General features: G+C 49.7%; 22 protein-coding genes and 1 tRNA gene. 12 read left to right on the top strand and 11 right to left on the bottom strand.

Annotation, left to right across the window (positions count from 1 at the left end; all coding sequences use genetic code 11):
- The first annotated feature begins 6 nt into the window (after positions 1–6).
- Positions 7–1,638: a hypothetical protein gene (locus tag Q0Y65_RS06605; RefSeq protein ID WP_297958391.1), complete on the top strand. Its 1,632-nt coding sequence runs from the start codon at positions 7–9 to the stop codon at positions 1,636–1,638.
- Between the two features lie 38 nt (positions 1,639–1,676).
- On the opposite strand, the gene Q0Y65_RS06600 is transcribed toward Q0Y65_RS06605, so the two are convergent.
- The 3 genes from Q0Y65_RS06600 to Q0Y65_RS06590 all read right to left on the bottom strand — a co-directional run bounded on the left by Q0Y65_RS06600 (position 1,677) and on the right by Q0Y65_RS06590 (position 6,662).
- Positions 1,677–4,736 carry an ABC transporter ATP-binding protein/permease gene (locus Q0Y65_RS06600; protein WP_297958390.1) on the bottom strand — a complete coding sequence of 1,020 codons (3,060 nt, stop codon included), beginning with the start codon at positions 4,734–4,736 and terminating at the stop codon, positions 1,677–1,679.
- 178 nt (positions 4,737–4,914) lie between these two features.
- A complete protein-coding gene (locus Q0Y65_RS06595) occupies positions 4,915–6,060 on the bottom strand; it encodes a ribose-phosphate pyrophosphokinase (protein WP_297958388.1) in 1,146 nt (381 codons plus the stop codon).
- Positions 6,061–6,131: 71 nt separating this feature from the next.
- Positions 6,132–6,662, bottom strand: a complete 531-nt coding sequence (locus Q0Y65_RS06590; RefSeq protein ID WP_297958387.1) for an inorganic diphosphatase — start codon at positions 6,660–6,662, stop codon at positions 6,132–6,134.
- A gap of 372 nt (positions 6,663–7,034) precedes the next feature.
- Here Q0Y65_RS06590 and Q0Y65_RS06585 point away from each other — a divergent pair, with 372 nt between their 5' ends.
- Entirely contained in the window at positions 7,035–8,969 is a 1,935-nt protein-coding gene (locus Q0Y65_RS06585; protein ID WP_297958385.1) for a GGDEF domain-containing protein, read from the top strand.
- A 373-nt stretch (positions 8,970–9,342) separates the two neighbouring features.
- Here Q0Y65_RS06585 and Q0Y65_RS06580 read toward each other — a convergent pair whose 3' ends face one another.
- The 6 genes from Q0Y65_RS06580 to Q0Y65_RS06555 all read right to left on the bottom strand — a co-directional run bounded on the left by Q0Y65_RS06580 (position 9,343) and on the right by Q0Y65_RS06555 (position 14,976).
- A complete protein-coding gene (locus tag Q0Y65_RS06580; protein ID WP_297958383.1) occupies positions 9,343–10,095 on the bottom strand; it encodes a radical SAM protein in 753 nt (250 codons plus the stop codon).
- A gap of 128 nt (positions 10,096–10,223) precedes the next feature.
- Entirely contained in the window at positions 10,224–10,706 is a 483-nt protein-coding gene (locus tag Q0Y65_RS06575; RefSeq protein ID WP_297958381.1) for a dCMP deaminase family protein, read from the bottom strand.
- A 133-nt stretch (positions 10,707–10,839) separates the two neighbouring features.
- Complete coding sequence (locus Q0Y65_RS06570; protein ID WP_297958379.1) at positions 10,840–11,958, bottom strand: sugar-binding protein; 1,119 nt, start codon at positions 11,956–11,958, stop codon at positions 10,840–10,842.
- Between the two features lie 430 nt (positions 11,959–12,388).
- On the bottom strand, positions 12,389–13,069 hold the full coding sequence (locus Q0Y65_RS06565) for a hypothetical protein (RefSeq protein ID WP_297958376.1): 681 nt from the start codon (positions 13,067–13,069) through the stop codon (positions 12,389–12,391).
- 261 nt (positions 13,070–13,330) lie between these two features.
- A tRNA-Gln gene (locus tag Q0Y65_RS06560) sits at positions 13,331–13,405 on the bottom strand.
- Between the two features lie 65 nt (positions 13,406–13,470).
- Entirely contained in the window at positions 13,471–14,976 is a 1,506-nt protein-coding gene (locus Q0Y65_RS06555) for an MATE family efflux transporter (protein ID WP_297958374.1), read from the bottom strand.
- Positions 14,977–15,191: 215 nt separating this feature from the next.
- Here Q0Y65_RS06555 and Q0Y65_RS06550 point away from each other — a divergent pair, with 215 nt between their 5' ends.
- The 6 genes from Q0Y65_RS06550 to Q0Y65_RS06525 all read left to right on the top strand — a co-directional run bounded on the left by Q0Y65_RS06550 (position 15,192) and on the right by Q0Y65_RS06525 (position 19,585).
- Positions 15,192–15,620 carry a hypothetical protein gene (locus Q0Y65_RS06550; protein WP_297958372.1) on the top strand — a complete coding sequence of 143 codons (429 nt, stop codon included), beginning with the start codon at positions 15,192–15,194 and terminating at the stop codon, positions 15,618–15,620.
- A 9-nt stretch (positions 15,621–15,629) separates the two neighbouring features.
- Positions 15,630–16,199, top strand: coding sequence for a nucleoside triphosphate pyrophosphatase (locus Q0Y65_RS06545; protein WP_297958370.1), 570 nt, complete (start codon positions 15,630–15,632; stop codon positions 16,197–16,199).
- A 142-nt stretch (positions 16,200–16,341) separates the two neighbouring features.
- Complete coding sequence (locus Q0Y65_RS06540) at positions 16,342–17,610, top strand: DUF1015 domain-containing protein (RefSeq protein ID WP_297958368.1); 1,269 nt, start codon at positions 16,342–16,344, stop codon at positions 17,608–17,610.
- A complete protein-coding gene (locus Q0Y65_RS06535) occupies positions 17,610–17,876 on the top strand; it encodes a DUF3781 domain-containing protein (protein WP_297958366.1) in 267 nt (88 codons plus the stop codon). The genes Q0Y65_RS06540 and Q0Y65_RS06535 overlap by 1 nt, the downstream gene beginning before the upstream one ends.
- A complete protein-coding gene (locus Q0Y65_RS06530) occupies positions 17,857–18,822 on the top strand; it encodes a GNAT family N-acetyltransferase (RefSeq protein ID WP_297958365.1) in 966 nt (321 codons plus the stop codon). Before Q0Y65_RS06535 ends, Q0Y65_RS06530 begins: the two co-directional genes overlap by 20 nt.
- A gap of 13 nt (positions 18,823–18,835) precedes the next feature.
- Positions 18,836–19,585, top strand: a complete 750-nt coding sequence (locus tag Q0Y65_RS06525; protein WP_297958364.1) for a tRNA threonylcarbamoyladenosine dehydratase — start codon at positions 18,836–18,838, stop codon at positions 19,583–19,585.
- A gap of 47 nt (positions 19,586–19,632) precedes the next feature.
- Here the strand turns inward: Q0Y65_RS06525 and nudC are convergent, their stop codons facing one another.
- On the bottom strand, positions 19,633–20,454 hold the full coding sequence (gene nudC / locus Q0Y65_RS06520) for an NAD(+) diphosphatase (RefSeq protein ID WP_297958363.1): 822 nt from the start codon (positions 20,452–20,454) through the stop codon (positions 19,633–19,635).
- A gap of 166 nt (positions 20,455–20,620) precedes the next feature.
- On the opposite strand from nudC, the gene Q0Y65_RS06515 reads away from it, so the two are divergent.
- Positions 20,621–22,354: a DEAD/DEAH box helicase gene (locus Q0Y65_RS06515; protein ID WP_297958361.1), complete on the top strand. Its 1,734-nt coding sequence runs from the start codon at positions 20,621–20,623 to the stop codon at positions 22,352–22,354.
- Positions 22,355–22,513 (top strand): hypothetical protein, encoded by a 159-nt coding sequence (locus Q0Y65_RS06510; protein ID WP_297958359.1) that lies wholly within the window; start codon positions 22,355–22,357, stop codon positions 22,511–22,513.
- Positions 22,514–22,606: 93 nt separating this feature from the next.
- On the opposite strand, the gene Q0Y65_RS06505 is transcribed toward Q0Y65_RS06510, so the two are convergent.
- Positions 22,607–23,215, bottom strand: a complete 609-nt coding sequence (locus Q0Y65_RS06505; RefSeq protein ID WP_297958357.1) for a metallophosphoesterase — start codon at positions 23,213–23,215, stop codon at positions 22,607–22,609.
- Between the two features lie 197 nt (positions 23,216–23,412).
- On the opposite strand from Q0Y65_RS06505, the gene Q0Y65_RS06500 reads away from it, so the two are divergent.
- Positions 23,413–24,228 carry a sigma-E processing peptidase SpoIIGA gene (locus Q0Y65_RS06500; protein ID WP_297958355.1) on the top strand — a complete coding sequence of 272 codons (816 nt, stop codon included), beginning with the start codon at positions 23,413–23,415 and terminating at the stop codon, positions 24,226–24,228.
- A 17-nt stretch (positions 24,229–24,245) separates the two neighbouring features.
- A complete protein-coding gene (gene sigE / locus Q0Y65_RS06495; RefSeq protein ID WP_297958353.1) occupies positions 24,246–24,944 on the top strand; it encodes an RNA polymerase sporulation sigma factor SigE in 699 nt (232 codons plus the stop codon).
- Positions 24,945–25,026 lie beyond the last annotated feature (82 nt).

Raw genomic sequence — 25,026 nt, 5'->3', positions numbered from 1 at the left:
TAATATATGAAACACCGTTTTATCGCCCTTCTCGCCGCAGGTGCGGTGACCCTTTCGCTTATATCCTGCTCGGACAATAACGTGCCCAGAAGCTCGAGGGAAAGGGACTATGAAAAGGAAATGGAAATAGGCCAGTCCTATGCGGAGGGCGGCTCTGAGCCCGTCCGTCATGCGGAATGTCCCCATCTCTCCGAGGTGGAGACAGCCGTGGACACTCTCACGGAGGATATCTGCAAGACTGCCAACAGCGAGACGGTAAAGGAGGACATCGACGCCCTTCTTGACCTCTATGACAGGATATACGAGGCTCATACCTATGCGGAAATAGAGTTCTACTCCAACTACACCGAGGACGAGGCGGAGGAGGCCTACAACAAGGTATACAATGTACTGTATGTAGCAGCCGACCTTCTGACCTACGGCTTTGTACGAGGCTTCCAGAGCGAATACAAGGAGCTGTTCGAGCCCCTTATCACAGAAGACGATATCGAATCCTACGGTGATCTCAGCTATGACCTTGATACCGTCCGCTCAGAATCGGAGAGCAGCTTTTGGGATATCTCCGAGGAGCGCAGCGAATACTACGATATCATTGCCGACGACAGTCTCAGCGACGATGAAAAGGATCTGAAATGCGCGGAGATACTCATTGACCTGCTGAAGGACTACGACGCGGAAAGCCTGTACTCCCAGTACGACAGGGACTACAGCGGCGAGGAGATACTTGCTCTCGGAGACTCAATAGAGTCAGAGCTGATGCCCGCCATGGACAAGCTCATAGACGCTTATATCGACAATCTCGACTGGGACGAATATTTTTCATCGGGTACGGAGTACACTGAGCCCTTTAAGGTCATAAGTGAATACGCTCCCCTGCTCTCCGATGACCTGGGCAGAAGTGCGGAGCTCATCTGCCATGACAAGCTCTATACCATATGCAATGATGAAGCTGCGTTTGAAGGAGCCTTTACCGACGAGCTGCCCCTTGAATCCAGTGCAACCATATTCATAGGCAATATGGACGACGATCAGCTGCTCCCCACGGCTATACATGAGTTCGGACACTTCCACGCTACCTTCTACGATGACACTCCGACCTACCTTTCACGCAATAACCTTGATATAGCGGAGATACAGTCCCAGGGACTTGAGCTCATCTTCACACAGTTCTACGACGAGCTGTACGGAGACAGCAGCGATGCCATGAAGCTTGAACAGGTAATAGACCTGCTGGATTCCGTCATAAGCGGCTACCTTGTGGGCGAATTTGAATACCGTGCCGTCAAGGGAAAGGACGACCTGACGCCGCAGGAAATGGTGGATATGTTCAACGACATTTTCAGCTACTATGTGGGCGACTATCACCTGTATATGATATCCCACATCTTTGAGAGCCCGGGATACTATATAAGCTACGCCACCTCGGCGCTGGCGACCTTCGACCTCTTTGAGGACGCCTTCAACGCTCCCGACAAGGCTCTGGAGCGCTATGAGAAAATGGCAAGGATATCCTGCAACTCGGGAGAATTCACTTTCCGTCAGGCGCTTTCGGAATGCGGCTTCAGCGATGTGCTCACTGCGGACTATATAACCGATCTTGGCACAAAGGTGAACGATTTTGCCGAAATATACTCATAATGACAACAAAAAGGACTGCATTGCAGTCCTTTTCTTTTTTATTCTGTTCTGAGAGCCTCCACGGGATCCTTTCTTGCAGCTACTCCCGCAGGGATAAGACCTGCGATAAGCGTCAGTATCATACTGATGGCTATGAGCACTATCGCTCCCACCACGGGAACGTGTGCGCGGAAGTTGTCAAGAGTGGTCACGCTGTGGATAACGGCGTTTATGGGAATGGTAAGAAGCACGGATACTCCTATGCCTATAATACCTGCCGCCAGTCCCACAAGAAGGGTCTCGGCATTGAATACCGTCTTTACATTGTGCTTGGAAGCACCGATAGCTCTGAGTATACCGATCTCACGGGTACGCTCGAGCACTGAGATATAGGTGATTATACCTATCATTATTGAGGATACCACAAGGGATATGCCCACAAATGCAATGAGCAGGTAGGATATACCGCTTATTATGCCTGTTACCGACGACATGAGAAGTCCCACGAAATCGGTGTAGTGTATGACATCTGCTTCCTCAGCGCTCTTGTTGTAGCGCGTGATAGCATCGGCGATCTCGTCCTTGTCCTCGAAGCTTTTTGCAAATATGCGTATGATAGAGGGATCGCTCTCATCTGCGACGCCCAGCGTACTGAGAACATCCTCATATGTGGAATCCGATATCTCCTCGGGAGTGTACTTCTCAAATACAGCAGCGTAGTTGTCATCGGTAAGCGGCGTGCTGTCAAGGAGCTTTGCAAGCTCCGCATTGGTAAGCGAGCCCAGCTGCTCCTGAGCTGCCTTTGCATACTGCTCTTTTATCTGCTGACCCATAGCCTCCTCGGCATAGCTCTTTATCTCCTCATCGCTGAGCTGACCGATATAGGCGTTGATCTGAGTGGTGTCTATACCGAGCTCCTCGGCATACTGTCCTGAGATCTGCTCGATAAAGGTATTGCGGTCAAAGTCCTTCATTGCAGCCTCTACCTGAGCGCTGAGCTGTGCGGGATCGGGCTGTGATACCACCAGACGGTAGATATCGGCCTTTGTATCCGTATCGGCACTGCTGATAAAGTCCTCAGCGGTCTTTTTCTTTTCCTGAGCTGTAGGCTCAACGTATCCGTCGAACATGAACTTTGTGCCTGTGATAAGGTCGTTCTCCTTATCCTCTGTCTGAGCCTTTACAAGCTCGCTGTTATTGGTCTTGTCGATGACGTACTGTGTAAGTGCGCTGGTATATCCGATATAGCCCTTCAGCATAGGCGACTTTACGCCGTCCTTTGCATTTATGAAGCCCACGATCTTTATCTCCGTGCCCACATCTGCGGAGTTGTAAAGGAACTCAAGTCCCTTTTCCGTTGCAGACAGGTCGATACAGCCCTTGCCTGCTTCGTTCTTCTGGTAATACTCACAGGGCAGTATCATCTTGAACTTCTTGCCTGTTATATCGTCGAAGCTCCATTCAAGCTGACCGTAGTCGGTTATCTCGCCGTTTGCCATTATAGCCTTCAGCTTCTCGTTGAAGCCCTCCTGATCCTTCAGACCCATTGCGTAGGTGATGATATCGGGGAGCTCGTTGTTCTGTCTGAGCACCACGACTGCCTCGTCATAGTCCTCGGGCCATTTACCGCTGACCACCTCATACTGCTCCTTGACAAGGTCGCTGACATATTCACCGTTTTCGCCGGGAAGCAGCTCCTCCATGACATTGAGTCCGAAGGCCTGCATCTCCATGCCTGCCATAGGATTGTTCATGGTGGCGGTCATAACGTCCGAATCCCCCATGCCCATTGCCTTGCCGTACATATCCATAAAGTCCACCTTGATTATCTCGCCCGAGGGAGACTGTGTGAACACGGGCATTTTCACATCATAGGAATAGCCGATCGCGGAGGCCTTGTCTGCTATGACGCTGTCGCTGTCAACAAATTTACGGAAGTCCTTCATGTTGTTGATCTGCTTTGCGGCAGTATTGAAGGAATTGAACATATCGTACACCTGGGTGTTGGAGTAGACCTTATCGTCCTCAAAGGTACGGGCTTCGTACTCCTGCTGGTTCTTCATAAGAGCCTCTATCATACCCGAGGTATCGGTGTTCTCCCTGGTTATCTCCAGAGGATAGGAGGAAAGGGTCTCCTCCTGTATATTGTCTATGAGCTCGTTAACGCCTGTGGCAAGGGCAAGTATCAGGGCGATACCGATGATACCGATAGAACCTGCAAACGCGGTCAGAAGAGTTCTTCCCTTCTTGGTCATCAGGTTGTTAAGTGAAAGAGAAACTGCGGTACCGAAGGACATCGAGACCTTCTTTTTCTTATCCGCAGCAGCCTTTGCGGGCTGCTCCTTCTTTGTATCCTTTTCCTGCTTTGCGTCCTTTTTGCCGCTCTTTACGGTCTTTGCGGACTTATTCTTCTTTGATCCGGCCTTTTCGGGCTTTTCACCGTCAAAGGGATCGCTGTCGCCTGTGAGCTTTCCGTCCTTTATCCTTACGATACGGGTAGCGTACTGCTCGGCAAGCTCGGGATTGTGAGTTACCATGACTACCAGTCTGTCACTGGCGATGTCCTTCAGGAGCTCCATTACCTGTATGGAGGTCTCCGAATCAAGTGCGCCCGTAGGCTCGTCGGCAAGGAGTATATCAGGATCGTTTATAAGAGCTCGTGCGATAGCCACACGCTGCATCTGTCCGCCCGACATCTGGTTGGGCTTCTTGTGGAGCTGATCTCCAAGGCCTACCTTTTCAAGAGCCTCCTTTGCCCGTCTGCGGCGCTCCGACTTGGAAACGCCCGAGATAGTCAGCGCCAGCTCCACGTTTGAGAGCACTGTTTGATGAGGTATAAGGTTATAGCTCTGGAAAATAAAGCCTATGGAGTGGTTCCTGTAGGCGTCCCACTCTCTGTCCTTGTACTGTTTTGTGGATACCCCGTTGATGATGAGGTCGCCCGATGTATAGTGATCGAGACCTCCGATGATATTGAGCAGTGTGGTCTTGCCGCAGCCCGAATGGCCGAGTACAGCCACAAATTCGTTCTCACGGAAGGTCATGCTCACCCCGTCAAGGGCTGTGACCACATTTTCCCCGACACCGTACTTCTTCACGATGTCCTTTAACTGAAGCATTTAAGATCCCCCTTTATATCATTTAACAAATGACTGCTTGTGCAAATTAAAATTTGCAAGTATCATTATAGCACATTGACGAATAATTGTCAATATTCTTGTAAGTGTTATCCAATGGTTTCACGCAGATTTCACAAAATAAAAAGGCACCGTTTGTGAACAGTGCCTTTGTGATCTATTATTTCATGCCATACTTCTGGAGAAGGTTCTGTATCTTTGTGTGAGGATCAATGATCTTGCTGATAGATACGTCATGATTGATAGCTTCAATGAAGTATGCGATATACTTTGAAACGTCAACCTCATGGAACCAGGGTCTGCTGAGAAGCTCGGGAGTCCTGTATGTAAGGTTTGTACCGAATACGCCGTCGATTATGCCGTCCTCGTAAGCCTTGTCGAACTTTTCAAGGCCGTTGGTGAAGATAGCGTAGGTAGCGTAAGCAAAGAACCTTCCTGCCTTCTTCTCCTTGAGAGCGGAGGCAACGTCCAGCATCGACTCGCCTGATGAGATTATATCGTCGGAAACGAAAACGTCCTTGCCCTCAACGGGATTGCCCAGATATTCATGTGCAACGATGGGGTTGCGGCCGTTAACTATAGTGGAGTAGTCTCTTCTCTTGTAGAACATACCCATTTCAACGCCAAGAACGGAAGCATAGTACATATTTCTGTTGAGAGCGCCTTCATCGGGGCTTACTACCATGAACTTCTCCTTGCTGAAGTCAAGATCCTTTATGTCCTTGAGCATAGCCTTCAGCACCTGATAGGTAGGCATTACATTGTCAAAGCCCATGAGCGGGATAGCGTTCTGTACTCTGGGGTCGTGTGCGTCGAAGGTAACGATATTGGATACGCCCATAGCCTCCAGCTCCTGAAGTGCGCAGGCGCAGTCCAGAGACTCGCGGTAGCTTCTTCTGTGCTGACGTCCGCCGTAAAGAGTGGGCATAATGACAGTTATGCGGTGTGCCTTGCCGCTTGCAGCCTGTATTATCCTCTTGAGATCCTGGAAGTGATCGTCGGGGGACATTGCGTTCTGCATTCCGAAATAGTCATACTTTATGCTGTAGTTTCCAACGTCTACGATAATGAAAAGATCCTTGCCGCGGATAGTGGACTTGATAAGGCCCTTGCCGTCGCCTGACGAGAAACGGGGGCATTCGCTCTCAACGAGGAAGCTGTCCACATTGATACCGCCCTTGCCTGCCCAGTCAACGAGGTAGTCATCGATCTTGCTGCCGAGCTCGGTAACGCTGTTCATTGCGATGATTCCGATAGGTGCGACATTTGAATCGCTGCCGAATAAAATTTCACTTGAAGCTGTCATAATACTGTTTTCGCACGTTTTTACGCGCGATACTCCTTTCGCTTTTTAGTCATTTTCGGTACGAGCACCGCTTACTTGCAGAAGTTTTCGATATAGCGTTCAATATCCCCGCTGATAATCTTCTTTGCAATTTCGGCATGATCGACCTCATTAACGGCTGTTGTTTTGTTTTCAAGTTCCTTGTAGACTGTGAAGAAATGCGTCATCTCATCGAAAATGTGCTTCGGAAGCTCCTCGATATCCTTGTACATATTGTAATTCGGATCGTCAAAGGGTATCGCGATGATCTTGTCGTCGAGATGTCCGTTGTCAAGCATTCTGATAACTCCGATAGGATAGCATCTTACCAGCGTAAGCGGCATGAGCTGCTCAGAGCAGAGCACCAGAACGTCGAGGGGGTCGTTGTCGTCTGAATAGGTCCTCGGGATAAAACCGTAGTTCGCAGGATAGTGAGTTGAGGTATAGAGTATGCGATCCATTTTGATGAGACCCGTTTCCTTGTCGAGCTCATACTTGATCTTGCTGCCCTTGCCTATCTCGATCACTGCGATGAAATCTTCGGGATTTATTCTCTTAGGACTGATCTTGTGCCAGATATTCATAAATTCCCTCCGCAGCATTTCCGCCTGTGCGTCGGGCACAGATACGGAATTATTTGATAAAGCCATTAATATGACGTTATCCCCTACTAATTAGTATACCATTTTTTTGAGATTTGTCAATATACACCTTGATTTTCGGCATTTATTATAAATTATCCAAGAATCGGAGAGTTTTTTCGACTTCTTTCCGCTGTATGCTTATTTGTTATCGGCCACAGGATTATTACTCTCAGGATAATTATATTAACGAAGCGTTAATATATCCAATGAATATTATAATAAAAATCTATTGATTTTTATCAAAAAGTATAGTAAAATAAATATATAGTTTTATTGCAATATAACATGACTATATGGAAAGGAGGGGCAGAAATGGATACTAAAAGGATCGCGCTGATCGTGGAGGAGATAGGCCAGAGCTATCAGAGCGCTATACTCCGCGGAATATCTTCGGGAGCTGCCGAATTCGGTCTCAATGTGTCGGCCTTTGTGTCCTTCAGCGGCGAAATGAACAGTCCCAGACATGAGATCGGCGAATTCAACATCTTCGAGCTTCCCGATTTCTCAGACTTCGACGGCGCTATCCTGCTCACCAACACCCTGTCCTCACGTCATGTTATGAAGGATATAACAGAAAAGATAAAAAATGCAGGGATCCCTGCCGTAAGCATCGACAAGGACGTCCCCTGCTTCTATCATATAGGCATCGACAACAAGACCGCCATGCGCAGTATAACCGAGCATATGATAAAGGTCCACGGCTACAGGGATATCGCCTATATCTCGGGACCTGCGGACAACTCCGAGAGCTCCGACAGGCTCGCTGCATTCTGTACCGCCCTGAAGGAAAACGGTATCAGCATCAGCGAAGACGCCATATACTACGGCGATTTCCGCGCTCCCTCGGGCAAGGCCGCCATTGAGCACTTCACCGATAACCTGCCCCATATGCCCAGGGCAGTTATCTGTGCCAATGACGTTATGGCAGCCTCCGCAATAACAACTCTGCGTTCAAGAGGCTACAAGGTCCCGGAGGACGTTGCGGTCACAGGCTTCGACAACACCTACAACAGCCACAACTTCCAGGTGGAGCTCACCTCCGTAGACCGTCCGCTGACAATGTCGGGCAGACTTGCCTGCAAGATGCTCCGCGAGCACTTAAACGGAAACCGTCAGCAGAGAAACGTCATACTCAATATGTCGGCAAGATTTACCGAGAGCTGCGGCTGCTGCCACAATGCTCTCTCTGATGTGAACCAGCTGAAGGATCTCAATTTCCGCAATTATTCCAACTTTGAGACCGTACAGATATATATGGCCGTTCTGAACAGGATGTCCACCCAGCTGGAGGCCTGCAACAACTTCGACGACTACATAACCACACTGAAGCGCACTGCCGTGGAGATACATCCCGATGAATTCTACTTCTGTCTCTGCGATAACTGGGACTCCGAGACCGCTGTGGACAATCCTGCAGCAGCAAACCATACAGATCAGCCTGTCCCCGTCGCCTACACCGAGGAGGTCTCTGTGCCCATAGCCTACGTCAACGGCGAATTCATGGAGTGCGGAAAGATAAAGTCAAGGGATATACTGCCTCCTGCGACTGATACGGGAGAATCGGGCAAGATATACTATATCACTCCCCTGCACTTCGGCGAGCGCTGTCTCGGATATATGGCCATAAAAAGCACAAGACTGGCACTCCAGAACATCATGTTCGAGACCTTCTGCATTAATATCTGCAACTCACTGGAAAACCTGCGGAAGCTCATGTGTCTTGAATACGCCGTAGACCGTCTTGCAAACCTCTATACCAAGGATACCTTCTCGGGTATATACAACCGCAACGGCTTCGTGCAGGCCACCGAGGACATATACCGCGATTGTGTAAAGAACAGCCGGGATATCATGCTGATGTTCATTGACCTTGACGGTCTCAAGTCCATAAACGATACCTACGGACACAGTACAGGCGATCAGGCCATTTGCAATACAGCGGAGATACTGCGCAGAGTATGCACAGACGGCGAGATATTCTGCCGCTTCGGCGGAGATGAGTTCATAGTGTTCGGCGCCGATTACACCGAAGAACAGGCCCAGCAGCTCTCACAGCGGATAGAGGCCGGTATCGCGGAGATAAACAGCAGCGGCCGCAATCCTTATGTTCTCGGCGCAAGTACGGGGTATACCATAGCCAGACCTAAAACGGGGCAGGATATATTCTACTTCGTCACCGAGGCGGATAACAGGATGTACGACGAAAAACGCAGAAAAAAACAGTCCCGCCACCTGAAAAGAGTATAAATAAAGCCCGTGAGCTTAACCGTGGTGCTTATATAGAAGTTTATGCGTAATTATCGGGGAAAAACCTTTCTGAGGAAAGGTTCTTTCCCCGAACCCCTTTTCCAAAGACTTTATAACTGAATTTAGCCCGTGCAGGGCGCTCTTCACAAAATGTGAAATCCGGTAATAACCGGGAAGCGCCCTGCACGGGCTAAATTTAATGCTAAAAGTTTTAGGAAGGGAGTTTGAGGGTGACTCCCCGCAGTGCGGGGAGATGTCACGCAGTGACAGAGGGGACGCGCCTCCGTCAGAGGAACCCTTTTTCAAAAGGGTTTCCCTCAATATCACCCGTAAAATTGCTATATGAGTATAGCGGTTAAGCTCACGGGCTTTTTTACGGCCTGTAGTCTCTTATTATATCAATGATATCATTGTCATATATATTGCCTTTCAGCACACTTCCGTCCGCGCTGAAGCACAGCGAGTGCAGCTGGCGCGGATCTTCCTCATAGGGATCCGCGATATCCGCAAAGCTTTCTGTGTAGTCACTCAGATACTTCAGTGCATTGCCCTTGGGGAATATAACATTGCCGTCAGCTATACCGAAGCCTTTTTCCGAAAAGCGCTCCAGAAGCCGTCTCGTTTCCGCATTATATGGATTATCGGCGTCTCTGCCTCCCAGCCATGCGGGACTCAGCTCTATGGGCAGGCCCTCCGCTCTTGCTCTCTCCGCAAAGAGCTCAACAGGCTCTGCAGGAATGGTCTCCTGATGGAAGGCGTCTACCGAAAGCAGTATGCGGTTCACGCCGCTTTCCGCCAGCATATGAGCCACCTCAGCTATCCGCGCTTTGTCTTTAGTGAAATAACCGTTGGTGATTATCTCGCGGCAGCCTATGCCCGCTTTTGCGGCAGCGCTGTGTATCGCGCAGACAGTCCCGGGAAAAAGCAGCGGCTCACCGCCGAAGGTCATGAGGGACTTTATATTGTAATGACGGCAGACCTCTGTCACCGCCTCTGCGGCAGCGGCTCCGTCTATGTGGCCGTGATATGCGGAGTGGTCTCCCTCGCTGCAATGCCTGCATTTTCCTGTGCAGCACATAGTCACAATGAATTCTATGCGTTCGAGTTTTTCAAGATATACGTTCATAAAAACTGCTCCTTTATATTTAATGGTATTATAAAAGGGTGCAGCACTGGAACCTTCTTACTCGGTGCGTCGTTCCCTTCAAAGCTGCACCGAGCAGTTAATTCGCTTCATCATCGTCTTCTCCCCCGTTACATGGAAAGGACTATATCCTTGCCGCTGGACTGGTACTCCTCCACAGAAACTCCGCACTTGTCAAAGAGTATGCAGGAGGCCTTTACGCTGTCTGTATCGGCATACTTGTTGCACTTGTAAACCACTCTCTTTATACCCGACTGGATTATGGCCTTTGCGCACTCGTTGCAGGGAAAAAGAGTAACATAGAGAGTACAGCCGCTGAGGCTGCCGAAGCTGCTGTTGAGTATAGCATTCAGCTCCGCATGGCACACAAAGGGATACTTGGTATCGAGAGGAGTCTCGCCCTCACGCTCCCAGGGCATATCATCATCATCACAGCCCGTAGGCATACCGTTATAGCCCACAGATACGATCTTGTGCTTGTCGTTGACTATGCAGGCCCCGACCTGTGTGGAGTTGTCCTTGCTGCGCTGTGCCGAGAGCATGGCGATGCCCATGAAATACTCGTCCCAGCTTATATAATCTTTCCTTTTCATACTGATTCACCTCGTTGCATGAACTGTTTTATTGCATTATAACACAAAACGAACAAAAAAGCAACAATCACGCAATTACAGTTTCGGATAATGAAAAAGAGACTGCCGTCAGACAGTCTCTTTTAATATACAATCACTTAACAAGTTCGAGATACTTGTCATCAGCGTCCCACTGGTAAAGGCCTGTGTTTACCAGAAGCTGGAGATTATCCTTTGTGATGACATTGGGTACCAGCAGATAGGACTGAACATACTTCTTGCCGTTGTTGTAGGAGTCTGTATCGAATTCGCACTCTACAGACAGCGAATCAACAAGACTTGCAGCAGGTATCTCGTCTGCCAGGAGCTTCTTGCAGACTTCAAGAGCAACGCCTGCCTCGTCGTTGATATTCTTGTAAACAGTCATAGACTGCTTTCCGTCAACGATATTGCGGAGATTCTCGATATCGCCGTCCTGTCCTGTGATAAGAGGAAGGTTTCTGCCCTTGTAGCTCGATTCGATAGCTCTTGTTACGCCGAGAGCCGTGGAATCGTTGGAGCATACAACAGCATCGAGTTCCTTATCCTTATAATTGGACGACAGATTCGTCTTCATATCCTTCTCGGCATTGTCACTGGTCCAGCCGTCGGTAGCAACGCGCTCAAAGGTGGTCTTGCCCGAAGGAACAACGATCTTGCCCGAATCGATATAGCTCTGAAGTGTATCATAAGCGCCGCTGAAGAAATAACGTGCATTGTTATCTCCCGGATCTCCCGAAACGAACTCTACATTGTAAGGTCCGTCGGTGGAATTCAGCTGGAGCTCGTCGCGGACAAATTCGCCCTGAAGCTTACCTACTGTATAGTTATCGAAGGATACATAATATGTGATAGCGTCTGTATCCATTATAAGACGGTCATAGGAAACCACAGGGATATTCTTTGCCTTTGCCTCATCGAGAGTCTTTGACAGCTTGTCTCCCTCAACAGGAGCCACCAGCAGAAGATCAACTCCGTCAGCGATCATACCGATTATGTCATTATTCTGTTTTGTGGCATCGCCCTGTGAATACTTGAGCTCTACCTCATAGCCTGCTTCCTCGAACTGCTTCTTCAGGTACTCGCCGTCGTTGTTCCAGCGCTCAAGATCCTGAGTAGGCATTGCCAGACCGATCTTTTTTGTCTCTTCCTCTTTTGAGCCCTGATCCTTGCCGCAGGATGCAAGACTTCCGACCATGACCGTAGCCATAGCTGCTGCAATAAGCTTCTTCATGATAATACTACCCCCTGAATGGTATAAGCTTCCGTAGAAGCGGATGTTAATTATGTTTATAATATTATATTACACCCTATTCAGCGTGATGTCAATAGCTTTTCCATTATTCGGGGTTTTGTATAATATACGGGACGTAAATATATGCAAAATACCAAAACGCATTTGCCGCCGACTTCATTTCGTGCCGCTAATATCGCATTTTAAGCTGTTCGCAGATATATAAAAAACATATGACATTTTACTATTTTGACTATGTCCACAATTGTTTGCCAAGAAAAATATACCGTAAGGAAAATCAGCTGCCGTTATTACATTTTAATAATATCTAATATAATATCTATATTATGTAATATAATCTCCTCTTTTTCAAAACAAAAGAGCGGCCCCAAAGCCGCTCCGTTTTTTCACATATTTATCCTTTTTTCCCTCATGACCTGATAAACCGGAAGTCATAACCTCCATCTTCAGCTTTATCACTGTGCCAGGTGATACCTTCATTCTCACCATCGTTTGAAATCATGAAATAACCTGTTCCGTCGGTATATTCTACCTCATCGTTAAAGTTGACATTATCCGTGGTGGTTCTGTACTTCTTCACGCAGTCCGTGTAATGCATCACGCCTCTGCCATTGAACTCTCCGCTGACCTCATAGATCATTTCTCCGGAAGATGTGCCCGGCCAGCTTACCTTAACGCTGTATGTAGCGTCTCCGATATTTGTGATAGTCATTGCGCCTCTGCCCACCTTGCTCTCATAGAAAGTGCCTGCGAAGGGATCCTTCTGAGATGCATCAGCCGCAGGCTGAGAGTCGGGCACGGTATTATCTGCCTGTACATCAGCAGGGGCAGGCTCGGCCTGTGCCTCTGACTGTACATCAGCGGAAGCATCTGCGCCTGTATTCTCGGAAGGCTTTGCAGCCTCTGAAGTCTGCTCTGTCTTTTCAGCTGTTGCGGAAGTCGCTTCTGTAGAAGCCTGAGTCCCGGCAACGGACGTTGTAGTCACCTTCTGTAAGCTGAGCTCCGAGACATCAGCATCTTTGACCGATATCTCTCCGCAGCCCACCAGAAGCATGGATATTGTAATTGCAGCAATAATTCTTTTTTTCATATTTAACTCTCCTTATTTGAATAACCGGCTTTTGTACGGCAGCTCTCTGCTCCGTTCGCCTTCATACATTACTATCGATACCAAAACGGAAAGTGTTTCATATAATCTGAAAAAATTTTCGTGAATAAAAAAAGCGTTCCACAATATGTGAAACGCGAGCTGTGCCGGCAAGGTGAAGCGATTTAGATACGGTATGGGTCGCGAAAAAAATTCGCGGCTCAGTAAAACTAAGCCGCGAAACTGCGCGCGCCCGCCCGGCGCTGGTTGGGGCAGCGGGATTTGAACCCACGAGTGACAGAGTCAAAGTCTGTTGCCTTACCGCTTGGCTATGCCCCAGCACACCTAAATATTATAACAAAATTCCCACAATAAATCAATACTGCGGGAATTTTATTTTTGTTTTAATAATAGAAGTCCAGCTTCCGCATTTCCTTGAACTCATGCCGTGCCATAAGAACGGCAACCAGAGCAGCAAGTCCGTCTGCGATAGGTCCTGTATAAAGGATACCGTCTATATCAAAGAACATAGGAAGCACCAGCAGCAGCGGCAGGAAGAAGAGTATCTGCCTTGTCAGCGACAGGAACACACCCTTTATGGGCTTTCCTATGGACGTGAAGAACGTGGAGGTTATGGGCTGGAGACAGTTCAGCCAGGTGAAGAAAAATGATATTCGGAAGAATCTGGCTCCGAACTTATAATATCCCGCGCTTGCCTGATCATTGGCGAATACGCCGAGTATCTGCTTCGGGAACAGCTGGAAGATCACGAACGCCACCAGAGATATGGCAGCTCCCGTCTTCAGAGCCATCCAGAATGCGCTCCTTACTCTGTCGTACTTCTGCGCACCGTAGTTGAAGCTCTCGATGGGCTGGGTTCCCTGAGCAAGTCCGATAACAATGGAGAATACTATCATATTGACCTTCATGACGATACCCGCTACAGCTATGGGATCATCTGCACCGTACTCCGAAAGAGCTCCGTAATGTCTCAGAGAATTATTGAGAACGATCTGCACAACGGCAATAGCCAGCTGATTGAAGCAGGAAGCCATTCCTATGGAGCATATCCTGCCGACTATGTTTCCCTTCGGGAAAAGGTGCATACCGAAAAGGTAGACCGTCTTGAAGTTGAAGCAGTAAACCACTACGATCACGGCCGAAACCACCTGTCCGATCACAGTAGCGATAGCAGCGCCCTTCATTCCCCAGTCAAGGCCGAGAACAAACACTGCATCAAGCACCGTGTTTATCACAGCGCCCGTGATGTTGCATATCATGGTCATTTTCGGACTGCCGTCCGCACGGATTATATGTCCGCCTCCCGATGTGAGTATCAGGAACGGGAAGCCCAGTGCCGTATACTTTACATATTCCTGCGCATAGGGCAGCACTGCAGGCGTGGCGCCGAAGCATTTCAGCAGAGGCGTCAGGAATATCAGTGTCAACGCGGAAAGGATAACTCCGCTGACCACCATAAGCGAAAGAGCATTTCCCGCAAAATAGGGAGCTCTTTTCTTATCGCCCATTCCAAGGGTGAGATTGAAGCATGACGCGCCGCCTATTCCCAGCAGAAGCGCCAGTGCCATACACCCCGTCGTAAAGGGGAAGGCTATGGAGGTAGCCGTGTTGCCCAGGGTACCAACTGCTTTTCCGATAAACAGCTGATCTACCATATTATAAAGAGCACTTACCAGCATACCGATTATACTGGGTATTGCAAACTTCATCATCAGCGAGCGCACAGGAGCATATCCCAGCGGATTGCCCATTCCATCGGGAGGTCCGCCTGCGCCCCGAGGTGGTCCGCCTGCGCCCGGAGGTGGTCCGCCTGCACCCGGAGGTGGTCCGCCTATCCCCTGCGGAGGTCCGTAATTGCCGCGCGGTCCTCCGAATCCTCTTTCATTCATATCATTATTACCCTCTTTTACATAAATAAATACCTAATAATTATACAACATTTCAATTCACAATTCAATAGTGACACAAAAATGATACAGTAAAAAATATTCAATAATTCTTACGAATACTGATACAAAATGAACAATGAGAGGACTTCCTGCCTTGACATACAACTGTCCTTGTGATAGAATTGATTGTAGAATAAACTATTAAAGAGGCAGCTATGAACGAACAGCTTACAGAACGCCTCCTCGGCGGTGAATATTTCGTTGTGGACTTCCTTCCGCGGCGCGTCCCCGAGGACTCAGGCGGCAATTTCTTCGGGATCGAGAAGTTTTTCCTCGATCCGCCCTATTCTGCGGAGCTCCGCAGAAAATTCCTGAATATCATACTGAAACTCAACTGCTATTACGACGTCACGGCATACGACTGCCTTAGAGAACATGAGACAGCCGCGCCCTCTCCGCAGCAGCTCTCAGACCTTATCATGGCCGCGGACGGACTGGTGTATATACTCATACCTTCCGAGGATACCCTTATTTCCGTGGATACAGACGACACACACATGACGGTGTTCTCCTCTGCGGGCGGGATAAGACAGCTGATGGAGCAGCTTGCAAAGTCGGAGGGGCTTTTCGTATGGGAGCCGTGAAATAAAGATATGGAGAATATGATGAAGATAATACTTGCATCAGCTTCACCGAGACGGCGTGAGCTGATGAGATACATAACCGAGGATTTCGAGGCGGTCTCAACGGACTGCGACGAGACTCTCCCCCCCGATATCGAGCCCATGAAGGCTTCCGAGTATCTTGCGGTGCTGAAAGCAAAAGCGGCTGCGGAAAAGTACCCCGACAGCGTTGTTATAGGCTGCGACACCACGGTGATCTGCGGCGGCGAGATACTGGGCAAGCCTAAGGACAAAGCTCAGTGCATTGCCGATATATCCAAGCTCTCGGGACGTACACATCAGGTAGTCACGGGCTGCTGCATTATCAGCGGCGGCAGGATCTCCTCCTTTTCCGAGGTGACAGACGTTACTTTCAGGGAACTCACGGCTGCCGAAATAGAGGCCTACGCCGATACCGATGAGCCCTACGACAAGGCGGGAGGCTACGGCATACAGGGGCTTGGCTCCGCACTTATCTCCCACATTGACGGAGATTTCTTCAATGTGGTGGGGCTTCCCGTGGGCAGGCTCTTTAATGAAATGAAAAAAGTTCAGAGTTGAGAGCTGTTGTGTCGTCCGACGGCGACTTATTGAAATAATGTGTGCGAAGAGAGCACATCAACTCTCAATTCTAAACTCTTGGGCATCCGCCCATACTAAGCACTGAGCACTAAAAACCAATAACTATAAAGGAGTATTTACCATGAACTCAACTGCTTTTCATTCCGCTGACATTCTTATCCCCAAGGACTGCGATATGCACAAGTGGTCCGTTATCGCCTGCGACCAGTACACCAGCGAGCCTGAGTACTGGGACGAGGTAAGCGCTACTGTGGGCAGCGCTCCCTCTACGCTGAACCTTATCCTCCCCGAGCTCTACCTCGAGCAGGACGGCGTTGCAGAGCGTATCGACAATATACATAAGTCTATGGACAAGTACCTTGCCGACGGTATATTCACCGAGTACAAGGACGCTATGGTCTACGTTGAGCGCGTTCAGAGCAACGGCATTCTCCGTCAGGGCATCGTGGGCGCTATCGACCTGGAAAAGTACGATTTCTCAAAGGGCAGCACCTCAGAGGTAAGAGCTACCGAGGCTACTGTCATCGAGCGTATACCTCCCCGTATCAAGGTAAGACAGGGCGCTCCCCTCGAACTCCCCCACATCATGATACTCATTGACGATCCTGACAATACTGTTATCGAGCCCCTCGCAAAGACCGTTTCCGACGACAGCAAGCTCTACGATCTGGAGCTCATGCAGAACGGCGGCAGCATCAAGGGCTGGCTGGTAGACAAATCCGCTCAGGAGGCTGTCGACAAGGCTCTCTGCGCACTGGCAGACCCCGACACCTTCTGCAAGAAGTACGGTCTTTCCGATACTCCCGTTCTCCTCTACGCTATGGGCGACGGAAACCACTCCCTCGCTACTGCCAAGGAGTTCTACGAGCAGCTGAAAAAGGCTGATCCCGATAAGGACTTCTCCAATCACCCTGCCCGATATGCTCTTGCCGAGATAGTTAACCTCCACAGCGACGCACTCAAATTCGAGGCTATCCACCGCCTTGTGTACGATGTGGACTGTGACAAGCTCATTGGCGAGCTCACAGCTGCACTTGAGCTCTCCGAGACAAAGGTATCCGATCAGTACGTTATCTGCTCATGCAAGGGCACCGAAAAGAAGCTCTACATCAACAAGAAGTCCTCGAACCTGTCCGTTGGTTCTCTCCAGAACTTCCTGGACGGCTACATCAAGGCAAACGGCGGCAAGATAGACTATATCCACGGCGCCGATACAGTCAAGTCACTTGCTGAGAAGCATAATGGCATTGCGTTCATACTGCCGGATATGGACAAGTCTCAGCTCTTCCCCACCGTTATCAAAGACGGCGCTCTCCCGAGAAAGACATTCTCCATGGGACACGCCGAGGACAAGAGATTCTACATCGAAGCACGCAGGATCACAGAATAATGGAATTACTGAACAATATCGCCAAGCTCCATACTACGGAGCTTGGCGCAGTTCGTATAAGGCGAAATCTTTCCCTTGACTGCGCCGATGTCGTTGAATGGTGCAGGGACAGAATAAGCGCTCCCGAAGCCGTTACCGAGCGCAGAGGCAAGAACTGGTACGTGACCGTGAACGGCTGTATAATTACCGTAAATGCCTACAGCTATACCATAATCACCGCACATAAACTCAGAAAGGAGAAAGAAAATGAGCATAAGAAGATTTGAAACAGCCGATGCAGAAGCAGTTTCGGCTGTTGTTATAAAAACTATAAGAATATCCAACGTTAAGGACTACCCTGCCGAGTCCATGGAAGAGTGGGTCAAAATCACGCAGCCTAAGAATATCCTCGAGCGCGCCGGCTGGACGCACTTCTATGTAGTAGAGGATAACGATACTATCATCGGCTGCGGAGCTATCGGTCCTTACTGGGGCAAGGAAGATGAGAGCAGTCTGTTCACTATATTCGTGCTTCCCGAGTATCAGGGAAGAGGCGTAGGCAGGCTCATTATGGAAACTCTCGAAAAGGACGAGTACTTCCTCCGTGCAAAGCGTATAGAGATACCCTCGTCCATTACAGGCTGCCAGTTCTACAGGAAGTTCGGCTACGACTACAAGGACGGCAAGGCGGAGCTTGACGAGGAGAGGCTCTACCGTCTGGAAAAGTTCAGAGTGCCTTCAATACTTACGATAAAGGCTATAGAAAGAGATGATATTCCCGAATGTACGGAAGTCATAAGGACAAGCTTCATGACTGTTGCAGACGAGTTCGGCTTCACTGTTGAAAACGCTCCCCGATTTGTTGCCTTTGCAACTACTGATGATAAACTCTACTCGCAGTTTGACAGCGAGCAACGTCCGATGTACGGATATTTTTCCGAATGCGGAAGAATTATCGGATATTATTCCCTGCTTCTGCTCGAAAACAATGAATGCGAGCTGAATAACCTCTGTGTTCTTCCCGAATACAGGCATAAAAACATCGGCAGCGCTCTGTTCGCCGACGCCTGCGCAAAAGCAAAGGATAAAGGCTGCGAAAAGCTTGTATTCAGCATAGTTGAAGAAAATGAGAAGCTCCGCAAATGGTACGAAAAACAGGGAGCTGTACATACAGACACGAAAAAATTCGATTTCTTCCCGTTTACCTGCGGATACATGGAAAAGTCACTATAAGAAGGAGTAAACTATGTCCGACCGTTTTTCAAGAACCGGGCTTCTTTTCGGCGAAGAAGCCATGAAAATCCTTGCAAACTCCCGTGTTGCCGTTTTCGGCGTAGGCGGCGTGGGCGGCTATGCCGTTGAAGCTCTTGCCCGCTCGGGAGTGGGGGCGCTTGACCTTATCGACGACGACAAGGTATGCGTGACCAATATCAACCGCCAGATAATCGCCCTTGACAACACCGTAGGTATGTACAAGGTGGACGCGGCGGCTCAGCGCATACACGACATCAATCCCGACTGCAAAGTTACCTGCCACAAGATGTTCTATATGCCCGAAACTGCCGATCAGCTTGACTTTTCGCAGTATGACTACATCATCGACGCCATCGACACCGTAACAGGCAAGACAGAGATCATCATGCAGGCGCAGAAGGCGGGAGTTCCCGTAATAAGCTCAATGGGCGCAGGAAACAAGCTGGATCCTACGGCATTTGAGGTCACGGATATATACAGGACCTCCGTTTGCCCCCTTGCAAGGGCTATGCGCTATCAGCTCAAGCGCCGCGGCGTAAAGAAGCTGAAGGTGGTCTACTCTAAGGAGCAGCCCGTTGTTCCCGTAGGTGAGGCCGCTGATGACGGCTCGGGACAGACAGAAATGCGCAGCGGCAGCGGCAGGCGCTCCACTCCCGGGTCTGTATCTTTTGTGCCGTCAGTGGCAGGACTTATAATCGCGGGAGAAGTCATAAAGGACCTGACAGGCATAAACAGAAAATAAACAAAGCCCCGTGAACGGCTGACCGCTCACAGGGCTTTCTTGTTATATCAGAAGTTTCTACCGTCTCTGAATACCTTCATCATCTCGTTTGTCAGGCTGATATCCGTGGGCTGGAGCTCCAGCTCCTCACGGCTCACCCACTCCGCATACTTCAGCTCGTTTTCGTCCATATGTATCTCTCCGCTGCCGTCTGCCTCGCAGAAGAAGCCTATAAGGATATCCTGCGCCATTCCCCATGGCTGGGACTTATAGTACCTGATATTCCTGACTTTCACGCCTGTCTCCTCCATGACCTCGCGCTCAACGGTCTGTTCGAGAGTCTCGCCTATTTCGGTAAAGCCTGCCACAAGGGCGTTATGAGCGTATCCGCGGCGGTAGCGTGTAACAAGTATGCTGTCGCCCTTTACAACTCCAACTATGACCGCGGGGTTTATTCTGGGATAAACTGTATTACCGCATTTGCTGCATTTCAGCGCCCGTTCGTCACTGCTTAAAACAAACCCATTTCCGCACCTTCCGCAGAAGCTGTTGTCATTATACCAATTCCAGAGGTGATAGGCTGTAAAGGCTGCAAAAAGCTCCTTTCCGCTGAATCTGTCCCTGAGCTGACGGAGTGTCAGGTGCTCAAAGACTGTATCTGTATTATCCGTCTCACCTAAAGCGAGGAAATAGCGGTCATTATCCACCGAAAAGCCGTAGATAGTCCTGCCGACGGAGATATCACCGCTTTTCGGGAAAACAATGCTGCCGCTGCGGGTATCCGCAAGCACCCTTCCCTCGCCGTCAAAGCAGAGAAGATAGTCATTATTGCTGATTTCGTGGTTTTTAAAGCTGTTATACAGCCTGCTGGGATAGATGTCCTGTATCATTCCGAAGCTCCTTTTACTGCTGATTTTTATATTTATTATAAAACATTGCTGCCGATTTGTCAATAATCCCTCCTACTCACCGAAAACTCATCACTTATTCTCTTGACCTTTTCCGCTTTTTGTGCTATTATAAGTTGTATTGGAATACAGAAAGAAAGGTAATATAATGAATTTTAATGAACTGAATCTGTCGCAGGCTCTTCTCCGTGCCGTTGGCGAGCTGGGATATACGGAGATGACCGAGATACAGCAGGAGAGCATACCGCTGCTCCTCGAAGGCCGTGACGTGGTGGGACGCTCCAACACAGGCACGGGAAAGACCGCCGCTTTCGGCATACCTGCCGTTGAGAGCATAACCGAGGCCGACAGGAAGTCGGCAGTGGTGCTGATACTCTGCCCCACCCGTGAGCTTGCCATGCAGGCCAACGAGGAGATACGCAAATTCGCCAAATACAAGGAGGGCGTAAAGACCTCAGCGGTATACGGCGGAGCAAGCATGGAAAAGCAGATACATGAGCTGAAGCGCGGCGCCAATATCGTCATAGGTACGCCGGGACGTGTCATGGATCATATCCGCCGACGCACTCTGAAGCTGGACAGTATCCGCACCGTGATACTGGACGAGGCCGACGAAATGCTGAATATGGGCTTCCGCGAGGATATAGAGACCATACTTGCAGATATCCCCGAGGACAGACAGACCGTGCTCTTCTCGGCAACTATGCCAAAGGAGATCATGGCCATAACCGAGAAGTACCAGCGCGATCCCGTTCATATAAAGATAAAATCGGCACAGAGGACTGTGGAGCTCATAGAGCAGTTCTACTTTGAGGTGGCAATGGGCAGAAAGACCGACGCCCTGAAGCTCCTCCTTACGGCATACAAGCCCTCCTCCGCTATGGTATTCTGCAACACAAAGGCCATGGTGGATCAGCTTACCGACGAGCTGGTGAAAAGCGGCTTCAGAGCGGCAGGCCTCCACGGCGATATGAAGCAGATACAGCGTACACAGGTCATGAACAGCTTCAAGGGAAAAGCTGCGGAGATACTTGTGGCTACGGACGTTGCTGCAAGAGGCATTGACGTCAGCGGAGTCGACGCGGTGTTCAACTACGACCTGCCGCAGGACAACGAATACTATATCCATCGCATTGGCAGAACAGGCCGTGCAGGCAGAACGGGTACAGCTTATACCCTTATAAGCGGCAGGCGTCAGCTTTACGATCTCCGCGCTATTGAAAAGTACATACACGCCGAGATACGCGAGATGCCTCTCCCGGAGAAGTCCGATATCATAGCCATGAAGAAGGAGTCAATGATAAAGGAGATCTCAGAGGCTCAGGCAGGCCATAACGCCTATGATATACTTGACAGGCTGGCTGCCCGGGGCATAGACTACCGCGAGGCCGCGGCAAGAGTTATCGAAAAGCAGCTCCGCGCGGAGACAGAGGCTCTCCCCGATCTTGAAAACGCCCGTCCTCTCAGAAAGGGCAGGAACAGCGGCGCCAAGACCGCAAGGATAGTCATAAATATAGGCAGGAACCGCCGTATAGCTCCGAATTTCATTCTCGGCGCACTGGTGGACGCCACGGGAATGACCGGCAAGGACTTCGGCAAGATAGACATATACGACGAGCACACCACCGTTGAAGTGCCCGAGGCAGAGTGCGACTACATCATCGAGAGCTCCGACTCTATGAAGATCAACGGCAACAAGGTGGAGGTAAAGCTCTACAAGGGAAGCCCCTATGCCGAGCGCGGCAGGAGCCGCCGTCCCGACGGCAAACCCGTATTCGACAGAAAAAAGGCCGCCTACGGAAACAGAAAGAAGTCGGAGATATACTCCGATTATATACCGAACCGCAAAAACGTACTAAAAAAAGACATTGAGGTGATATGAATGAGCAGTAAAAAGAACAGGAAGGTGCAGGAGACAAAGCCTGTACAGCCCGTGAAAAACAAGCAGAAAAGCACCGACAAGAAGCTGTGGATGAGGATAATCGTGCTGGCTCTTGCAGCATTAATGATACTCGGCGCTATATTCCTGCCGCTGATATGATCTGACGAAACGCAATATCAATAAAAAGCCATGCCCCGCAGCGATAAAGACCGCTGCGGGGCATTTTCCTTTATATGTAGGCTGTGTTAATACTCAGTCAAGGCTTATGTGCTCAAATCCGACCGACTCCTCGCTGACTTCGATAAGAAGGTAAGAAGCTCCCTCCAGTCCCGCAGCCGAAACAGAAACTACTTTTCCTTTCACAAAGTTCTGATGGGAGTGTCCCACGGCAACAAGATCATATCCCATTACCTCTTCACTTGCACAGGCCTTGTCGAACTCGCCGTTTTTCAGGCTCGACAGCGGTAAAAACGGATATGCCGCCTCTTTATCAAGAAACAGGAAATGTGAAAAGCGCAGCTTATGTCCGTGACATTCCAGCTCATAGAACAAGGGCAGCTGCCTGATAAACTCCATCTGCTCATGGGTGAGTCTTTCCCTGATACCGTCATAATACGCCCTGAGATGCTCCACATCGGGATCAACATCTACTCCGTACCCGGCGTAAAGTTCGCAGTTACCCTTGAGACAGATGATACCGCTTTCCTTCAACAGCTCAAGACATTCAAACTCCTCATTGCCTCGCTGAAAAATGTCTCCTAAAAACACTGTCAGGTCTGCGCCTTTTTCTTTGATCTGTCTCAGCACTTTTTTCAATGCCGCAAGATTTCCGTGAACGTCTGAGAATACTGCGATCTTCATAGTTTTTCCTTCCTTTCGCCGATGGATTTGTCCTGTAAGACAGAGCGGTTTCAAAAACTCCGTGTCTGTCTTGAGTAACCATTATAGCATGGCGCTGCCCCTTTGTCAATATCCGGACCGGCCGCGGACAGATTATGACATATTACGCGGAGGCAGTGCATTATAATGTATTAAGACAGCCTGACAGGAGGTGCTTAGTGGAGACGATATACGTCGATGTACTCATCGTTCTGAACATCTATGTGAACTTCTTCCTGCTGCGGATAACGGCAGGGCTTACCCATTCCCCCCTGAAAAACGGAAGATGTGCGGCAGCCTCGGTCTACGGCAGCCTTTTCTCGCTGACCATTCTTCTCCCGCAGCTGGGAGCTCCGCTGTCCCTGACAATAAAGCTGGCTGCGGCAGTCAGCATAGTTGCCGCCGCCTTCGGATATCACGGGTTCAGGCGGCTCATGATAAATACCGCCGCCTTCTTCGGCGCGAACTTCGTGCTGGCAGGCGCGGTATACGGAGCATATTCCCTGCTGGAGCCGCAGTTCATCCACTTCAACAACGCCTGCTTCTACATAGATTTCTCCCTGCTCATACTCATAATCACCACAGCCGTGATGTACTTTGCCCTTCGGGTGCTTCGTCTCATATGGGACAGGGCTCCCGCCGACGGCTACAGCGTTATCATAAGAAAGGGCGGCAGGACAATATCTCTGAACGGGCTGGCGGATACGGGCAACTGCCTTGTGGATTTCTTTACGGGTTCTCCCGTGTTGATATGTCCCGAGGACAGCTTTGCACAGCTTACGGGAGCTCATCTTGACAGGGACAGCCTCCCGCGGGGATTCCGTCTGCTGCCATGCTCCACGGTTTCGGGAGAAGGGCTGATACCCGTGTTCCGCCCCGACGAGGTGCTCATAAGCTGCGGAGAAAAAGGCGGAAGGAAGAAGGTCGACGCTGTCGTAGGCTTCGGCGAATGCGGCGGAAAGGCGGTATTCAACCCGAAGCTGCTGAAAATATAGGCATAAGGAGTAAAAACATGAACATTATCGAAAAAGTAAGATCATTTGTGAAAAAACACCTTACAGGAGAGGTATTCTATGTAAACGGCTCGGATACCCTTCCCCCGCCTCTCACAAGACAGGAGGAGGCGGAGGTCTTCGCAAGGCTTACAGAGCACGATCCCGCAGCACGGAAATGCCTCATCGAGCACAATCTGCGGCTTGTGGTATATATAGCCAAGAAATTCGAGTCAACGGGAATAGGTATAGAGGACCTTGTCTCCATAGGCACCATCGGCCTTATCAAGGCGGTGAACACCTTCTGTCCCACGAAGAATATAAAGCTGGCCACCTATGCCTCGCGGTGCATCGAGAACGAAATACTCATGTTCCTGCGCAAGTCCTCGCAGTACCGCAACGACCTCTCCATAGACGAGCCGCTGAATATAGACTACGACGGCAACGAGCTGCTCCTCTCGGATATACTGGGCACCGATGACGATATTGTCAACAAGGGCATAGAGACCGAGGCGGAGCGCGAGATCCTCCGCAGCGCCGTGGCGGAGCTCTGCGACCGTGAAAGAGAGATTATGGAGATGCGTTTCGGCCTCATCAACGGCAGAGAGATGACTCAGAAAGAGGTGGCCGACTGTATCGGCATATCGCAGTCATACATATCAAGGCTGGAAAAGAAGATAATAAAGAAGCTCCGCATAAAGATCGAGAGCGTAACATGAATACCGCCCCTGCAAATGCAGGGGCTTTTCGGTTACAATTTGGATTTTTTGTCCTGTTCTATTGAAAAAACAGGGCTTTTGT

Source organism: uncultured Ruminococcus sp., from assembly GCF_947301925.1.
Taxonomy (GTDB): domain Bacteria; phylum Bacillota; class Clostridia; order Oscillospirales; family Ruminococcaceae; genus Ruminococcus.
Note: the sequence above shows the minus strand (reverse complement) of the source record. Positions and strands in the feature narration are given on the sequence as shown.

Excerpts from the sequence above, each read along its gene's own strand:
- Q0Y65_RS06540 (WP_297958368.1), top strand. The coding sequence starts at position 16,342 with ATGAACTCAACTGCTTTTCATTCCGCTGACATTCTTATCCCCAAGGAC.
- Q0Y65_RS06605 (WP_297958391.1), top strand. The coding sequence starts at position 7 with ATGAAACACCGTTTTATCGCCCTTCTCGCCGCAGGTGCGGTGACCCTT.
- Q0Y65_RS06550 (WP_297958372.1), top strand. The coding sequence starts at position 15,192 with ATGAACGAACAGCTTACAGAACGCCTCCTCGGCGGTGAATATTTCGTT.
- Q0Y65_RS06545 (WP_297958370.1), top strand. The coding sequence starts at position 15,630 with ATGGAGAATATGATGAAGATAATACTTGCATCAGCTTCACCGAGACGG.
- Q0Y65_RS06535 (WP_297958366.1), top strand. The coding sequence starts at position 17,610 with ATGGAATTACTGAACAATATCGCCAAGCTCCATACTACGGAGCTTGGC.
- Q0Y65_RS06525 (WP_297958364.1), top strand. The coding sequence starts at position 18,836 with ATGTCCGACCGTTTTTCAAGAACCGGGCTTCTTTTCGGCGAAGAAGCC.
- Q0Y65_RS06530 (WP_297958365.1), top strand. The coding sequence starts at position 17,857 with ATGAGCATAAGAAGATTTGAAACAGCCGATGCAGAAGCAGTTTCGGCT.
- Q0Y65_RS06570 (WP_297958379.1), bottom strand. The coding sequence starts at position 11,958 with ATGAAGAAGCTTATTGCAGCAGCTATGGCTACGGTCATGGTCGGAAGT.
- Q0Y65_RS06585 (WP_297958385.1), top strand. The coding sequence starts at position 7,035 with ATGGATACTAAAAGGATCGCGCTGATCGTGGAGGAGATAGGCCAGAGC.
- Q0Y65_RS06565 (WP_297958376.1), bottom strand. The coding sequence starts at position 13,069 with ATGAAAAAAAGAATTATTGCTGCAATTACAATATCCATGCTTCTGGTG.
- sigE (WP_297958353.1), top strand. The coding sequence starts at position 24,246 with ATGAACATTATCGAAAAAGTAAGATCATTTGTGAAAAAACACCTTACA.
- Q0Y65_RS06555 (WP_297958374.1), bottom strand. The coding sequence starts at position 14,976 with ATGAATGAAAGAGGATTCGGAGGACCGCGCGGCAATTACGGACCTCCG.
- Q0Y65_RS06600 (WP_297958390.1), bottom strand. The coding sequence starts at position 4,736 with ATGCTTCAGTTAAAGGACATCGTGAAGAAGTACGGTGTCGGGGAAAAT.
- Q0Y65_RS06595 (WP_297958388.1), bottom strand. The coding sequence starts at position 6,060 with ATGACAGCTTCAAGTGAAATTTTATTCGGCAGCGATTCAAATGTCGCA.
- Q0Y65_RS06515 (WP_297958361.1), top strand. The coding sequence starts at position 20,621 with ATGAATTTTAATGAACTGAATCTGTCGCAGGCTCTTCTCCGTGCCGTT.
- Q0Y65_RS06510 (WP_297958359.1), top strand. The coding sequence starts at position 22,355 with ATGAGCAGTAAAAAGAACAGGAAGGTGCAGGAGACAAAGCCTGTACAG.
- Q0Y65_RS06590 (WP_297958387.1), bottom strand. The coding sequence starts at position 6,662 with ATGAATATCTGGCACAAGATCAGTCCTAAGAGAATAAATCCCGAAGAT.
- nudC (WP_297958363.1), bottom strand. The coding sequence starts at position 20,454 with ATGATACAGGACATCTATCCCAGCAGGCTGTATAACAGCTTTAAAAAC.
- Q0Y65_RS06575 (WP_297958381.1), bottom strand. The coding sequence starts at position 10,706 with ATGAAAAGGAAAGATTATATAAGCTGGGACGAGTATTTCATGGGCATC.
- Q0Y65_RS06580 (WP_297958383.1), bottom strand. The coding sequence starts at position 10,095 with ATGAACGTATATCTTGAAAAACTCGAACGCATAGAATTCATTGTGACT.
- Q0Y65_RS06505 (WP_297958357.1), bottom strand. The coding sequence starts at position 23,215 with ATGAAGATCGCAGTATTCTCAGACGTTCACGGAAATCTTGCGGCATTG.